The sequence below is a fragment of the Streptomyces sp. NPDC088350 genome (genome assembly GCF_044753545.1).
In the GTDB taxonomy this organism is placed as follows: domain Bacteria; phylum Actinomycetota; class Actinomycetes; order Streptomycetales; family Streptomycetaceae; genus Streptomyces.
In genome coordinates this window covers 20,374-35,432 of sequence record NZ_JBIVNL010000002.1, presented here as the reverse complement: position 1 = coordinate 35,432, position 15,059 = coordinate 20,374, and the positions used below count along the sequence as shown (strand labels likewise).

At 70.3% G+C, this 15,059-nt stretch carries 12 protein-coding genes; 7 read left to right on the top strand and 5 right to left on the bottom strand.

The window, feature by feature from the left end:
- The first annotated feature begins 155 nt into the window (after positions 1 to 155).
- The 3 genes from ACIQBL_RS05375 (at position 156) to ACIQBL_RS05365 (ending at position 2,622) form a co-directional block, all read left to right on the top strand.
- Positions 156 to 1,427 carry a glycosyltransferase 87 family protein gene (locus ACIQBL_RS05375; protein WP_401937127.1) on the top strand — a complete coding sequence of 424 codons (1,272 nt, stop codon included), beginning with the start codon at positions 156 to 158 and terminating at the stop codon, positions 1,425 to 1,427.
- 78 nt (positions 1,428 to 1,505) lie between these two features.
- A complete protein-coding gene (gene galE / locus ACIQBL_RS05370; RefSeq protein ID WP_401937124.1) occupies positions 1,506 to 2,486 on the top strand; it encodes a UDP-glucose 4-epimerase GalE in 981 nt (326 codons plus the stop codon).
- Positions 2,487 to 2,499: 13 nt separating this feature from the next.
- Complete coding sequence (locus ACIQBL_RS05365; RefSeq protein ID WP_401937122.1) at positions 2,500 to 2,622, top strand: hypothetical protein; 123 nt, start codon at positions 2,500 to 2,502, stop codon at positions 2,620 to 2,622.
- A 20-nt stretch (positions 2,623 to 2,642) separates the two neighbouring features.
- Here ACIQBL_RS05365 and ACIQBL_RS05360 read toward each other — a convergent pair whose 3' ends face one another.
- Positions 2,643 to 3,269 (bottom strand): TetR/AcrR family transcriptional regulator, encoded by a 627-nt coding sequence (locus tag ACIQBL_RS05360; protein ID WP_328682918.1) that lies wholly within the window; start codon positions 3,267 to 3,269, stop codon positions 2,643 to 2,645.
- 566 nt (positions 3,270 to 3,835) lie between these two features.
- Between ACIQBL_RS05360 and ACIQBL_RS05355 the strand changes: the two genes are divergently transcribed.
- Complete coding sequence (locus tag ACIQBL_RS05355) at positions 3,836 to 4,753, top strand: ABC transporter permease (protein ID WP_401937118.1); 918 nt, start codon at positions 3,836 to 3,838, stop codon at positions 4,751 to 4,753.
- Entirely contained in the window at positions 4,746 to 5,615 is an 870-nt protein-coding gene (locus ACIQBL_RS05350; RefSeq protein WP_401937117.1) for an ABC transporter ATP-binding protein, read from the top strand. The genes ACIQBL_RS05355 and ACIQBL_RS05350 overlap by 8 nt, the downstream gene beginning before the upstream one ends.
- Positions 5,616 to 5,619: 4 nt before the next feature.
- Here ACIQBL_RS05350 and ACIQBL_RS05345 read toward each other — a convergent pair whose 3' ends face one another.
- Positions 5,620 to 6,081 (bottom strand): GtrA family protein, encoded by a 462-nt coding sequence (locus tag ACIQBL_RS05345; protein WP_401937114.1) that lies wholly within the window; start codon positions 6,079 to 6,081, stop codon positions 5,620 to 5,622.
- 115 nt (positions 6,082 to 6,196) lie between these two features.
- Positions 6,197 to 11,128, bottom strand: coding sequence for an NAD-glutamate dehydrogenase (locus ACIQBL_RS05340; RefSeq protein WP_401937113.1), 4,932 nt, complete (start codon positions 11,126 to 11,128; stop codon positions 6,197 to 6,199).
- 666 nt (positions 11,129 to 11,794) lie between these two features.
- Between ACIQBL_RS05340 and ACIQBL_RS05335 the strand changes: the two genes are divergently transcribed.
- Positions 11,795 to 12,361 (top strand): DJ-1/PfpI family protein, encoded by a 567-nt coding sequence (locus ACIQBL_RS05335; RefSeq protein ID WP_401937110.1) that lies wholly within the window; start codon positions 11,795 to 11,797, stop codon positions 12,359 to 12,361.
- Between the two features lie 82 nt (positions 12,362 to 12,443).
- On the opposite strand, the gene ACIQBL_RS05330 is transcribed toward ACIQBL_RS05335, so the two are convergent.
- Positions 12,444 to 13,109 carry an HAD family hydrolase gene (locus tag ACIQBL_RS05330; RefSeq protein ID WP_401937108.1) on the bottom strand — a complete coding sequence of 222 codons (666 nt, stop codon included), beginning with the start codon at positions 13,107 to 13,109 and terminating at the stop codon, positions 12,444 to 12,446.
- An 86-nt stretch (positions 13,110 to 13,195) separates the two neighbouring features.
- Positions 13,196 to 13,711, bottom strand: coding sequence for a DUF6912 family protein (locus ACIQBL_RS05325; RefSeq protein WP_401937105.1), 516 nt, complete (start codon positions 13,709 to 13,711; stop codon positions 13,196 to 13,198).
- 320 nt (positions 13,712 to 14,031) lie between these two features.
- Between ACIQBL_RS05325 and ACIQBL_RS05320 the strand changes: the two genes are divergently transcribed.
- Positions 14,032 to 14,664: an Rv3235 family protein gene (locus ACIQBL_RS05320; protein ID WP_401937103.1), complete on the top strand. Its 633-nt coding sequence runs from the start codon at positions 14,032 to 14,034 to the stop codon at positions 14,662 to 14,664.
- The last annotated feature ends 395 nt before the right edge of the window (positions 14,665 to 15,059 follow it).

Here is a 15,059-nt window from a genome sequence, read left to right as displayed (position 1 = left end):
CGCACGCGTCCGCCGCACCGGTCGTGTCCGTCGCCCGTACTTACCCTCACCTTGGCTGTCCACCTGGCTGATTTTGTACTGTTAGCAAGCTCTTACCGACGATTGACGGTGTATTAGCAATGCTGCGGCATTCACCCGGCTTACGATCCGCTGTGATGAACGCCGTCCGCAGACACCGCCTCCTCGCCCTCACCCTCGCCTGGCTCGCCACGCGCGCCGGGATGCTGCTCCTCCTCGCCCACAACAGCCTCCCCCTGCTCGGCCGGGGCGGCGTCGCGCGCGAAGTGTGGCGCCTGTACCACCACTGGTACGGCGTCCTCTCGCACGGCGCGTTCCCGGCGCACGACCCCCTGTGGCAGTACCCGCCGGGCGCCGGGCCCGTCCTCCTGGCCCCCGCGCTGCTTCCGGGCCTGACGTACTTCCAGGCGTTCGTCGCCCTCACCCTCGCCACCGACGCGCTGATCACCCTGACCCTGGCCCGCGCGGGCACCCGCCCCGGCCGCAGCCTGCGCGGCGCCGCGTACTGGATCTGCGGCCTCCCGCTCCTCCTCCACGTCCCCCTCGTCCGCTACGACGTGCAGGTCACGGCGTTCGCCGTCATCTCCCTGTTGACGTTGTCGCGCTCCACGCGTGCGTGCGGCGCGTTCGCGGCGCTGGGCGCTCTGGTGAAGGGGTGGCCGGCGCTGGTGCTGCTGGGGATGCCGAGGGGGCGGACGACGCGGTCGGTGTGGTCGTCGGCCGTGGTGACGGGGACCTTGTCGCTCATGATCCTCGTGGTTTTGTTCAACAATCCTTTCGCCTTCTTGCGTCAACAGGGCGGCAGGGGCGTACAGATCGAGTCACTCGGCGGCACGGCCCTCGGCCTGGCGACCCACGCCGGCTGGGCGGGCCAGGTGCACTACCGGTACGGCGCGATGGAGTTCACGGGGCCGTACGTCACCGCCGTCGCCGACGTCTCCCTCGCGCTCACGGCGGTCGCCTTCGGGTTCCTGCTGCTGTGGCGGATCAGGGCCCGCCGCTGGACCGACGCGACGCCCTACGACGCCGCGCTGAGCGCCGTCCTGCTGTTCACCGTGACCAGCCGGGTCATCAGCCCCCAGTACATGATCTGGCTGCTCGGCCTGGCAGCCGTCTGCCTGACCTCGCGGCACACCACCCAGCGCGCGGTGGCCGCGCTGATCGTGGCGGCGACCGCGGTCAGCACCGTGGAGTACCCCGCCCTGTACGCCGACGTCATCCACAGCACGTGGACGGGCTGCGCCCTGATGGTCGTACGCAACGGTCTGCTGGCCGCCGCGGCCGTCCTCTCCTTTGTCCGCCTGTGGCGCTCGTCGAGGCCGCTCCCGGCGACGACGCACACGCGCGTGCGGCCCTCCGGCCCGTACGGGGAGTCCCAGCCGTTGACCGCGGCGCACACCGGCGCCTGATTGACTGAGCCCGGAGAGCGTGGGGGGACGCACCACCACGGATCGAGCGACATCCAGTGACGGAGGGGACGGCCGCACATGACCTGGCTGATCACCGGCGGCGCCGGCTACATCGGAGCGCACGTCGTGAGGGCGATGACCGAGGCGGGCGAACAGACGGTCGTCTACGACGACCTGTCCACCGGCATCGCCGACCGCGTGCCCGACGGCGTGCCCCTGGTGGTCGGTTCGACCCTGGACGCGGAACGGGTCGCCAGGACCCTCACCGACCAGGACATCACCGGAGTCGTCCATCTGGCGGCCAAGAAGCAGGTAGGCGAGTCGGTGGACCGGCCGCTGCACTACTACCGGGAGAACGTCGAGGGCCTGCGCGTCCTCCTGGAGGCGGTGACCGCGGCCGGCGTCCCGTCCTTCGTGTTCTCCTCCTCGGCGGCCGTCTACGGCATGCCGGACGTGGAACTGGTCACCGAGGAGACGCCCTGCGTCCCCATGTCGCCGTACGGCGAGACGAAGCTCGCCGGTGAGTGGCTGGTCCGCGCGACGGGCCGCGCGACCGGCCTGTCCACGGCCTCCCTGCGCTACTTCAACGTGGCCGGAGCCGCCGCCCCCGAACTCGCCGACGTCGGCGTCCTCAACCTCGTCCCCATGGTCTTCGAGAAGCTCACCGAGGACGCGCCCCCGCGCATCTTCGGCGACGACTACGCCACCCCCGACGGCACCTGCATCCGCGACTACATCCACGTCGTGGACCTCGCCGAGGCCCACGTCGCCGCGGCCCGCGCCCTCCAGTCCTCCCCCGGCCGCGCCCTCACCCTCAACATCGGCCGCGGGGAAGGCGTTTCGGTCCGCGAGATGATCGACCTCATCAACGCGACCACCGGCTACGACCGCCCCCCGACCGTCCACCCCCGCCGCCCCGGCGACCCGGCCCGCGTCGTCGCCTCCGCCGACCGCATCACCACCGAACTCGGCTGGAAGGCCAAACACGACGTCCAGGACATGATCACGTCGGCGTGGGAGGGGTGGGTGCGGTCGCATCCGGGGGCGGCGCGGGCTTGATGAGCGCGACCTGATGAACTCCGGCTCGGCGAACGGCTGTTCCAGACCGGAACGCGTCCTGGGTGCCGTCCTCGGCTCCGCCGTCGGTGAGGCTCTCGGCGCGCTGGCGCGGGGGTTGGACCGACGGGACGGCTGACTCGCCGGGTCGGGCGAGGTCTACAACGCCTTGAGCCCCTCCGTGGTCGCCCGGGCCAGTGCCCCGAGGTATCCCTTCGGCAGCTTCGGGCTGCGGATCACCACGGCACGCCAGTACAGGGGACCGGAGATCAGGTCCAGGGCCAGGTCCTCGTCCATGCCGGGGCGGATCTCACCACGCCGCTCCGCCGCCGCGAGGATCTTGCTGGCCACACCCTCCTGGCCCTCGCGCAACGCCTTCTGCATGGCGTCGGCGATCTCGGGATTGCGGGCCGCCTCGGCCTGGAGGTCGGGGATGATCTGCGAGGCGACGGGGTGACGCAGCGCCCGTGACGTCACCTCGTACAGCATCCGGAGGTCACCCTCCAGCGAACCGGTGTCCGGCGTCGGCAGCCCCATCACCGCGATCGCCGACACCACGTCGAGCACCAGGTGCAGCTTCGACCGCCAGCGGCGATACACCGCCGTCTTGCCCACTCCCGCCCGACGCGCGATCCCCTCGATCGACATCCGGGCATATCCGACCGCCGCCAGCTCCTCGAAGACCGCCGCCCGAATGGCTTCCGTCACATCCTCACGGAGTACGGCCGCCCCGGCGGGGGTGCGGCGGCGCTGACGTGTCTGGGGCTCGTCGGCGTTCGTCGTCATAGGCCAAGCATAGGGGCGTTGCGACGAAACGGTTGCGTTCCGACGCGGAGTGGCACGTCGCGACGAAACGGTTTCGTCGTGACGCACGCTGTCCGGGTGCGGCGCCCGGGTGGGCTGGGCCGCGGCGGGCGGGCGCGTCGGGACGAACCCGATCCGTCGCAACGACGGAACCGACCCGTCCTCGCGACGCGACCGGCCCGTCCCGACGACGCAACCGATCCGCCCCCACGACGCAACCATCTCGTCGCCACGACGCCACAGACCCGTCGCCACGCCGAAACCGTTGCGTCCTCGCGCCGAAACCGCACCAACCCGGCGACACCAACACCTGCCCCTCAGAGCGTATCGACGCAACAGTCCCGTCCCCACCCAAACCTAACGACCCGATCACATCCGTGACGACGAAACGGTTGCGTTCCGACGCCGAATCGGCCTACGCTCACGTTGCGACGATACGGTCCCGTCCCGACGTAAGAGAACGTAAAGAGAAGCGTAAGGAAACGCCGGGCAACGGAACACGGCAGCCGGACGCACGCACCCCCCTCCCCCGAGCGAAAGCAGCGGATGTGAGCCAGGTCCTCCACACACCGCCCCCTTCGCCGGCTCCGGCCGACGAAGACGACCTCGCGGCGCTCGCCGCCCGCCACGGCCTCACGGTCAGCGGCGCCCGCCCCTCCCTGCCCGAGTACGTGCGGCAGTTGTGGGAGCGGCGGCACTTCATCACCGCGTTCGCCACCGCCAAGCTGACCGCGCAGTACAGCCAGGCGAAGCTGGGCCAGGTCTGGCAAGTAATGACGCCGCTGTTGAACGCGGCGGTGTACTACTTCATCTTCGGTGTGCTGCTGGGCACCAAGAAGCACGTGCCGGACTACATCCCGTTCCTGGTGACGGGCGTGTTCATCTGGACGTTCACGCAGAGCTCGATCATGGCGGGCACCCGGGCGATCTCCGGCAACCTCGGCCTGGTCCGGGCGTTGCACTTCCCGCGGGCCGCGCTGCCGATCTCGTTCGCGCTGCAGCAACTCCAGCAACTGCTGTTCTCGATGGCCGCGCTCATCGTCATCCTGATCTGCTTCGGCGTGCCGATCAGCGTCTCCTGGCTGCTCGTGATCCCTGCACTGTTCCTGCAGTTCATGTTCAACGCTGGTGTCTCGATGGTCATGGCGCGGATGGGCGCGAAGACCCCGGACATCGCCCAGCTGATGCCGTTCGTGCTGCGCACCTGGATGTACCTGTCCGGCGTCATGTGGAGCATCTCCAAGCTGACCAAGGGCGACCACCTGCCACACGTGGTGACGATCGCCCTGGAGACCAACCCGGCAGCCGTCTACATCGACCTCATGCGCTACGCGCTGATCGACAGCTTCCACTCCAGCCAGCTCCCCCCTCACGTGTGGGCGGCGGCGACGGGCTGGGCGCTGCTCGCCGGAGTCGGCGGCTTCATCTACTTCTGGAAGGCTGAGGAGACGTACGGCCGTGGCTGAGCAGACCATCGAGTACCACACCGAGCGGACCCCCGTGGCCGCCGACAGCACCATCCCCACCGTCGTCTGCGACGGCGTCGACATCGTCTACCGGGTCAACGGAACCGGCGCCGGACGCGGCTCCGCGACCGCCGCCCTCAACCGCATGCTGCGCCGTGAGAAGGCCGAGAAGGCGGCGGGCGTGCGCACCGTGCACGCGGTCAAGAAGGTGTCCTTCGTCGCCTACAAGGGCGAGGCGATCGGGCTCATCGGAACCAACGGTTCCGGCAAGTCGACCCTCCTCAAGGCGGTCGCGGGCCTGCTCCCCGTCGAGAACGGCCGCATCTACACCCACGGCCAGCCCTCCCTCCTCGGCGTCAACGCGGCCCTGATGGGCGACCTGACCGGCGAGCGCAACGTCTACCTCGGCGGCCTGGCCATGGGCATGTCCCGGGAGCAGGTCAAGGAGCGCTACCAGGGCATCGTCGACTTCTCCGGGATCAACGAGAAGGGCGACTTCATCACGCTCCCCATGCGGACGTACTCCTCCGGAATGGGCGCGCGGCTGCGGTTCTCCATCGCCGCCGCCAAGGACCACGACGTCCTGCTGATCGACGAGGCGCTGGCGACGGGCGACCGGTCGTTCCAGCGGCGTTCCGAGGAGCGGATCCGCGAGCTGCGGAAGCACGCGGGCACCGTCTTCCTGGTCAGCCACAACAACAAGTCGATCCGTGACACCTGCGACCGCGTGCTGTGGCTGGAGCGCGGCGAGCTGCGGATGGACGGGCCGACCGAGGAGGTCCTGGAGGCGTACGAGGCCTTCACGGGCGGCGCCGACAAGCCCAAGACCCCGGCCGCGGCCGCGGCGGGCCAGGTCGCCTGAAAGGTCAGAGTTCCTCGTCCTGGAACACCCAGGTGCGGTAGACCAGGAAGCGGAACGCGGACGCGAGCACGATCGACAGGGCCTTCACGACGTTCACCTCGAGCGGACCGTGGAGGCCCAGGCCGTGGTAGCCGACGTAGAAGAGTCCGCTCTCCATGAGGACGCCGATGCCGCTGAAGGCGAAGAACAGCGCGATGCGGCGGGCGCCGGGGGCCTCGCGGTCGCGGTAGGTGTAGTAGCGGAAGCCGAGGTAGTTGGCGCCCATCGCGACGCAGCTGGCCAGAACGGTCGCGAGCATCGCGGGCCAGCGCAGGCCGTGCAGCAGGGCGTTGAAGACCGCGAAGTTGACCAGGACGCCGCTGCCGCCGACGATCCCGAACTTCACGATCTCCAGGACGACCCGACGGGCCGGGCGGGCCTGCTGTACGGGAGCGGCCACGCGGTCCTCGGCGAGATTCACTGTCACACCACAAGCAATAGCGGGCCACAGTAAGCCCTCTGCCTGATTACTCCTAAGGCACGCCAAGAAAGGGCGCCCCGAGCCGTTGCGGCCCGGGGCGCCCTTGTCGTTGTCGTAGGGACTACGAGTGCGTGCGCAGCAGCGTGCGCATGGTGCGCATCGCGACCGACAGGTTGGCCAGGTCGAACATCTCCGAGCCCTGGATCTCGTCCAGGGTGGTGCGGGCGCGGCCGAGGAGCGCGGTGTTCTTCTGCTCCCACGCGGTGAAGCGCTGTTCGGGAGTCGAGGTGCCGTTGCCGGACGTGAGGATGTCGGCGGTGAGGGCCGCGTGGGCCGCGTACAGGTCCTCGCGGATGGAGGCGCGGGCCATGGACTGCCAGCGGTCCGCGCGGGGCAGCTCGATGATGCGGTCCATGAGCTGGGTGATGTGGAGGCGGTCGGCGAGGTCGTAGTAGACCTCGGCGACATCCATCGGGTCCTTGCCCGTGCGGTCGGCCACCGAGACGATGTCGAGCGCCGGGAAGGCGGACGAGAAGCCGGCCACGCGGGTGGCGAGTTCGGCGGGGACGCCGGCGCCGGTCAGCTCGTCGTAGATCTGCTGGTACCACTCCAGGTCCGCGCCGCGCAGCAGCTTGGGCAGCTGGGACCAGACCTGCTCGACGCGCTCGCCGAAGAACTCGACGGTCTCGGCGAGCTGGAGCGGCTGCGGGCGGTTGTTGAGCAGCCAGCGGGTGCCGCGCTCGCACAGGCGGCGCGAGTGCAGGCGGATGCGGGTCTGGACGGGCGCCTCGACGGTGTTGTCGAGGGCTTCTACGCCGTCCCAGACCTCGGCGGCGTCGAAGATCGCGCGGGCCGCGGTCTGCGCCCGGACGATCTCCTCCAGGGAGGCCCCGGTCTCCTCGCGGAGGCGGTGCAGGAAGCTCGTACCGCCGGTGTTGACCGTGTCGTTGACGAGGACCGTGGTGACGATCTCGCGGTGCAGCGCGTGGGTGTCGATCTGCTCGGCGAACTTCTCGCGCAGCGCGGTCGGGAAGTAGGCGTGCAGCAGGGTGCGCAGATACGGGTCGTCGGGCAGCGTGGTGTGCAGCAGCTCGTCGGCGACCGTGATCTTCGTGTACGCCAGCAGGACGGCCGTCTCGGGACTGGTCAACCCCTGTCCCTGCGCGAGCCGTTCGCGGATCTGGCGGTCGGTGGGCAGGAACTCCAGCGCCCGGTCGAGGTGGCCCTCGCGGACCAGGGTGCGCAGGAAGCGCTGCTGGGCGTGGAGCATGTCCTTGGACTGGGCGAGCGCGTTGGCGATCGCGGTGTTCTGCGCGTAGTTGTTGCGCAGGACGAGGGCGCCGACCTCGTCGGTCATCTCGGCGAGGATCTTGTTGCGCTGCTTGACGGTCATGTCGCCGTCGGTGACCAGGCCGTTGAGCAGGATCTTGATGTTCACCTCGTGGTCGGAGGTGTCCACGCCCGCGCTGTTGTCGATCGCGTCCGTGTTGATCTTGCCGCCCTGCTGGGCGAACTCGATCCGGCCGAGCTGGGTCAGGCCCAGGTTGCCGCCCTCGCCGACGACCTTGACGCGCAGGTCGGCGCCGTCGACCCGGATCGCGTCGTTGGCCTTGTCACCGACATCCGCGTGGGACTCGGTGCTCGCCTTGACGTACGTCCCGATGCCGCCGTTCCACAACAGGTCGACCCGCGACTTCAGGATCGCCTTCATCAGGTCGGCCGGCGTCATCTTCGCGACCTTGTCCTCGATGCCGAGGGCTTCGCGGACGTGTGCGTTGACCGGGATCGCCTTCGCCGTGCGCGGGAAGACTCCGCCGCCGGCCGACAGCAGGCCGGTGTCGTAGTCGGCCCAGCTGGAGCGCGGCAGCTCGAACATGCGGCGCCGCTCGGCGTACGAGACGGCCGCGTCCGGGGTCGGGTCGAGGAAGATGTGCCGGTGGTCGAAGGCGGCGACCAGGCGGATGTGCTCGCTGAGCAGCATGCCGTTGCCGAACACGTCACCGGACATGTCGCCGACGCCGACGACCGTGAAGTCCTCGCTCTGCGTGTCGACGCCCAGCTCCCGGAAGTGCCGCTTGACGGACTCCCAGGCGCCGCGCGCGGTGATGCCCATCTTCTTGTGGTCGTAGCCCGCGCTGCCGCCGGAGGCGAAGGCGTCGCCGAGCCAGAAGTTGTAGCTCTCGGCGACCCCGTTGGCGATGTCCGAGAAGGTCGCGGTGCCCTTGTCGGCGGCGACCACCAGGTAGGTGTCGTCCTCGTCGTGCCGGACCACGTCCGCCGGGGGGACGACCTCGCCGGCCACCAGGTTGTCGGTGATGTCGAGCAGCGCCGAGATGAACATCTTGTAGCTGGCGATGCCCTCGGCGAGCCACGCGTCGCGGTCCACGCTCGGGTCCGGCAGCTGCTTGGCGACGAAGCCGCCCTTGGCGCCGACCGGCACGATGACCGTGTTCTTCACCATCTGCGCCTTGACCAGGCCGAGGATCTCCGTACGGAAGTCCTCCCGCCGGTCCGACCAGCGCAGCCCGCCGCGCGCGACCTTGCCGAACCTGAGGTGCACGCCCTCGACACGCGGCGAGTACACCCAGATCTCGTACGCGGGGCGCGGCGCGGGCAGGTCCGGGATGGCCTGCGGGTCGAACTTCATCGAGACGTACGCGTGCGCGTGCCCGCCGCGTGCCTCCTGGAAGAAGTTGGTGCGCAGGGTCGCCTTGATGACGGTCAGGAAGGACCGCAGGATGCGGTCCTCGTCGAGGCTCGCCACCTGGTCGAGGGCCGCGTCGACCTCTTCGAGGAGGGCGTCCACGATCTCGCGCCCGGCGCGCTGCCGGTCCGGCGACATCCGCGCCTCGAACAGGGAGACGAGCAGCCGGGTGGTGTGGACGTTGTTGCGGAGGGTGTCCTCCATGTAGTCCTGGCTGAAGGTCGAACCGGCCTGCCGCAGGTACTTGGCGTACGCCCGCAGCACCATCGCCTGCCGCCAGTCGATCCCGGCGCTCAGCACCAGCGCGTTGAAGCCGTCGTTCTCCGCCTGCCCGGTCCAGGTCGCGGCGAACGCCTCCTGGAACCGCTCGCGTCCGTCGTCGCCGAGGTAGTCCCCGTTGCCGTTCGGAGACTTGGGCATCCGCAGCCCGAAGTCGTAGATCCACGCCGTCGTACGGTCCGAGCAGCGCAGTTCGTACGGCCGCTCGTCGACGACCTCGACGCCGAGGCGGCTGAGGACCGGCAGCACGGCGGAGAGGGAGACCGAGGCGCCCTTGCGGTAGATCTTGAAGCGGCGCTCGTCGGGGGCGGCGCCCACCGGCTCGTAGAGGCTGAGCGCGAAGGCCTGCTCCTCGGTGAGCTGCTCCAGGTGGACCAGGTCGGCGACGGCGGCGCGGGGGGTGTGGTCCGCCTTGTAGCCCTCGGGGAAGGCGTTGCCGTAGCGGCGGATGAGTTCGGCGGCGCGCTCCTCGCCGCACTCGGCGTTCAGGGCCTCACCGAAGCCGTCGGCCCAGGAGCGGGCGGCCTCGACCAGGCGGGCCTCGATGCGGTCCTTGTCGGCGTCGGACAGCTCGGGCAGTTCGGTGCCCTGCGGGACGCGGACCACGAAGTGCAGCCGGGAGAGGATCGACTCGGTGTTCCAGGCGGTGAAGTCGACGCTGGTGCCGTCGAGCTCTTCTTTAAGGATGTCGATGATCCGCAGGCGCACGCCGGTGGTGTACCGGTCGCGCGGGAGGTAGACGAGGGCCGAGTAGTAGCGGCCGTACTCGTCCTGGCGCAGGTAGAGGCGCAGCCTGCGGCGTTCCTGGAGGTAGAGCACCGACGTGACGATCGAACGGAGTTCGTCGACCGGGGTCTGGAACAGCTCGTCGCGCGGGTACGTCTCCAGGATCTGGAGCAGGTCGCGCCCGTCGTGGCTGTTGGGCGAGAAGCCGGCACCCTCCAGCACCTCGTCGACCGTGCGCCGGATCACCGGGACGCGGCGGACGGACTCGGTGTAGGCGGCCGAGGAGAACAGGCCCAGGAAGCGGCGCTCGCCGACGACCTCGCCGTTCTCGTCGAACTTCTTCACACCCACGTAGTCGAGGTACGACGGACGGTGCACCGTGGAACGGCTGTTGGCCTTCGTCAGGACGAGGAGCTTGTGCTCGCGGGCCTTGGCGCGGGCGTCGGCCGGGAGACGCTCGAAGGACGGGCTCACCGGGTGGTGGTCCTCGCCGGCGTGCTGCGGGTCGGAGCGCAGGATGCCGAGGCCGGTGCCGGGGACGGCGGCGAGGGAGTCGTCCTCGCGGAGCTGATACTCGCGGTAGCCGAGGAAGGTGAAGTGGTCGGCGGCCAGCCAGCGCAGCAGCTCGCGGGCCTCCCCGACCTCGCTGGAGGGCAGGTCGGAGGCGGTCGGCTCGGCGGGCAGCTCGTCGGCCATCCGCAGGGCCGCGTCCCGCATCTTCTCCCAGTCCTCGACGGCCTCGCGGACGTCGGACAGGACGCGCAGCAGGTCGGCGGTGATCTGCTTCAGGTCGGCGCGGTCGGTCTCGCGGTCGATCTGGACATGGATCCAGGACTCGGTGTGCGCGTCGTGCGGCAGCTCGCCGGTGGGCGGGGTGGTGAGCACCTCGATGAGCTTGCCGGTGAGGTCGCGGCGGACGACGACCTGCGGGTGGATGACGACGTGGATGCCCCGGCTCTGCCGGGTCAGTTCGTTCGTCACCGAGTCGACGAGGAAGGGCATGTCGTCGGTGACGACCTCGACGACGGTGTGGCTGCACGTCCAGCCGTTCTCCTCGACCGTCGGGGTGTGCACCCGTACGTTGGCCGTGCCCTGGGGTCGGGTCTCGGCCAGCCGGTAGTGGGAGTAGGCGGCGCCGAAGACGTCGACCGGGTCGCGGTCGGCGAGGTCCTCCGGGGCGGTGTGCAGGTAGTAGCGCTGGAGGAACGCGAGCACGGTGTCCCGGTCCGGGGTGCCCTCGTCCGTCGTCCCGGTCGGTAGGTGCCCACCGACCGGACTGTTCTCAGCTACCCGAGCAGCCCTCTCGAGCAACTCGGCCTTTGCTTCGTCCAGCTTGGTCTGCATTGTCCTCTGGCTCCTGTCGCGCGCCGTTGCGTGACGTAGAAGGAAGTACGGTGTCTTCCCCTGCGGCTCGACGCCACGGCCCGGGGTGTCCGGTCTGCTCCGACGCTATGCCGCAAGGTGAGATGAGCGGTGGGTTATCAGCCATTTTCGGCACGCCCGAAGGGTGTGACGCTGATCTCTGTCGCGTCGGTACCCGGGGTGTGCACGGCGTCCTGGGAGCCCTTGGAGCTCCGTCCCGCCCGCGAAGGCCTGTCGAACAGACCCTGGGACCAGCGACCGCCGCCCGGTCACGGATGTCGTCCGTGGTCGCCGGGCGCAGAGCAGGGGCGACGATGCCCCCGCGAAATATCGCGCTGATCACGCCACAAGGCTATCGCTCCTCACCGGGGGGTCGTCATGAGCCGGATGTGTACAAAAGCGAGGGTGGAACTTTGACGTTGTGCACAGGGGCGCGGAGAGTGAAATCGTCGTATTCACGGGCAGTCGGGACGGTGACGATGTCCGAGCGGTGAGGGCCCTTGGCAAGCGACCCGGCGCGCGGCACGTTGCCCATGGGCCCGTGGGTTCGCGGATCCACGAGTCGGTGGGTCCATGGGCGCCCGACCGCCCATGAGCTCATGACGCCCGGCGGAGACACCTGCCACGGCCACAGAGGAGCGCACCGACATGACAGCGAAGATCCTCATCGTCACCGGCGACGCAGCGGAGTCGCTGGAAGTCCTCTACCCCTACCAGCGCCTGCGCGAGGAGGGCTACGAGGTCCACATCGCCGCCCCCGAACGCAAGCAGCTCCGCTTCGTCGTCCATGACTTCGAACCCGGCTTCGACACCTACACCGAGAAGCCGGGCTACACCTGGCCCGCCGATCTCGCCTTCGCCGAGGTCGATCCCAGCCAGTACGCGGCCCTTGTCATCCCCGGCGGGCGGGCCCCCGAGTACCTCCGCAACGATCCCGAACTCCGCAAGATCCTCAAGTCCTTCTTCGACACGGACAAGCCCGTGGCCCAGATCTGCCACGGCCCCCTGCTCACCGCCGCGATCGACGGTCTGCGCGGCCGACGGGTCACGGCGTACCCGGCGCTCGAACTCGACATGCAGTCCGCCGGAGCGACCTTCCAGGACGCCGAGACGGTGGTCGACGGCACCCTGGTCTCCGCCCGCGCGTGGCCGGATCACTCCAGCTGGATGCGGGAGTTCCTCACGGTGCTGCGGGCGAAGACTCCGGTGACGTGACCTCGGCGGTCGGCATCACGTGACGCGGCGCGCGGTGTCTCCGCAGGCACCGCGCCCCGTCACACCGGCCGGCAGATCGTCCCTACGCCGCCAACCGCTCCGCCTCCGCGACGGCCTCGGCCAGCGAGTCCACCACCGGTACGCCCACGACCTCGAGGCTGGCCCGGCTGTGCGAACCGCCGGTGTAGAGCACCGCCCGCGCCCCCACGTGCAGGGCGGCCACCGCGTCGTCGGCGGCGTCGCCGATCACCACGGTGCGCGCGGGGTCCACGCCGGCCAGCGCCCCGAGGTGCCGCACCATGTGCTCGGCCTTGCTGCCGCCGGAGGGCCCGGTGCGCCCGTCGACGCGTATGAAGTGCGACTCTATCCCGAACCCCCGTACCAGCGGGACGAGTTCGTCATGGCCGTACATGCTGAGGATCGACTGGCTGCGGCCCGCCGTCCGCCACCCCGCGAGCAGCTCCGTCGCACCCTCGGTCAACCCGCAGACGACCCGGTGCTCGGTGTAGTGCCGATGGAAGGCGTCGTCCATGACCTCCCACTCGGCGTCGGTGGGCAGCCGGCCCATCAGCCGCTCGTAGAACTTCGGCACCGGCACGCAGTACAGCGCCCGGTACTCCTCCATCGTGATCGCCTTGAGCCCCAGCTCGGCGAATGCCGCGTTCGTCGCCCCGATGATCGCGTCATTGTCGTGGAACAGCGTGCCGTTCCAGTCCCAGACGATGTGCGCGCTTCCTTGCATCCCCATGCCAAAAAAGTACCCGCCGCCACTGACAATCAAGAGAATCGCAGTTCAGCGGGCATCTTCGGCCGTCCGGCCGTTGCCGAACGGGCTCAGTCGGCCAGCCCGACGAGATTCGGGATCTCCTGCGTCGCGTACCAGAGCAACTCGTGGTCCTCGGCCCCGTCCACGACGAACTGCGCGTCGTCGTCCCCCCGGTCCGCCGCCGGAAGCACGTCGGCGGCGGCGCTCACATCGCCCTCCGCGTCGCCCAGATCCACGTGTACGGCCGCCGCCCTGCCCAGCGCCACGGTTCCGGCGACCCGCACCTCGCCGAGCGCCGCCGGGTCGAGTCCGCGGTCGGGGTCGACGTGCGCGGTGCCGTCGGGTACGTCGACGGCGACCACGACGCGCCGCCGCGGCGCGTCGGGGTCGGCCGCCAGCAGTCGCAGCGAGGCCAGCGCGGCCCGGTTCAGCGCCGCGTACTCCAACTCCTCGATGTCGTCGGAGAGGTACCACTCGCGCAGCGCGGGCGTGACGGCGTACGCGACGAAGGGTCCCGTCCCCAGCTCGCCCGTCTTGTACGCCTCGGCGAGACCGGAGAGGGTCAGGGGGACGTAGACGCGCATGGCTGGCCGCTTTCGTAGTCGGAGAGGGCCTCGGGGAGGACGGTTCCGTGCCTCCGGGAGGGCCTTCAGGATACGTGCGCGTGTCCCCCATCGAGTCCCCACCCGCACCGTCGGAGGCGTCCACCCCACGCCGGGAATTCACCCGGGGCACCCCTGCGGCCACGGGCTCCAGGCCCTCCCGATCACTCGGATAAGTGAACATTCCGGCCTCTCCGACGCGGCCCGCCCCTTCCTTGCCGCCCCCGGCCACGGCCCCGTACAAGATCCCCAACCAGCAAGTTACTTCCCGGTACATCCCGGGCCGATCCACGGGGACCCCCATGCACAAGGTCATGACCAGGACCGCCCAGCACACCCCGACCCGCCCTCCGACCCGCCGCGACCCCCGCCGCCCCGGCACGGGTTCGCCTCGCGGACAGGGTGGGGGTACGTCTCGTAGTACGTCGCCCGAGGCTGCGGCGGCGGTGAACACGGCTCTGGCGGCGCGCGCAGGCACTCTCACACCGGCGGCGCTGGGCCGTGGCCCAGCCCCTTCGCCATCGACTCCTGCGACAGGCCGAGCCGCGGACAACACGGTGCCCGCCCAAGCCGCCCCCGGCCGCGTTCCACAGCCCCGCCCCACCGACCTCTTCGCCGACCGCCTCCTCGCCGTACTGAGCGGCCAGCGGCCCGTCCACTGGATGCTCCGGCACACCGCCGGCCGCGCCTACGACGAACTGATCCGGCTCGCCGAACACGGCCCCCTGCGCGCCACCCGCGGCACGCGCCCGGTGGTCCGCGACATCGGCTACTACGTCCCCCGCCCCGGCGCGGTCGAGGCCTTCGCCCGCATCGGCACCGGCGACCGACTGCGCGCCATGGCCTTCCGCCTGGAGCGCGGCACGGACCTCCGCTGGCGCTGCACGGCGGTGGAACTGGGCGACCCCCGCGCCCCGCACCCGGACGACGACTGAGGAGGGCGGAGGAGAGCTGAGGAGGGCGGAGGAGGGCCGAGGAGGGCTTACGGCGACTGACCGGCGGCCAGGGCGTACAAGACGGCTGACCGGCGGACCAGGGCTTACGACGACCGGCGGTGGCTGGGGCTGGGGCTGGGCTGGGCTGGGCTGGGCTGGGCTGGGCTGGGCTGGGCTGGGCTGGGCTGGCGAGAACAGGCCGGCCGCCGCGCCGGTCACCCTCGCAGTACCCACCGCATCCGCCGCGCCAGCCACACCCGCCGTACGCACCACGTCCGCCGCGCCAGCCACACCCGCCGTACCCACCACGTCCGCCGCGCCAGCCGCCCCCGCCGTACCCACCACACCAGCCACACCCCGCGCGCCTGCCCATACCCCGCGCGCAGGCCCGCACT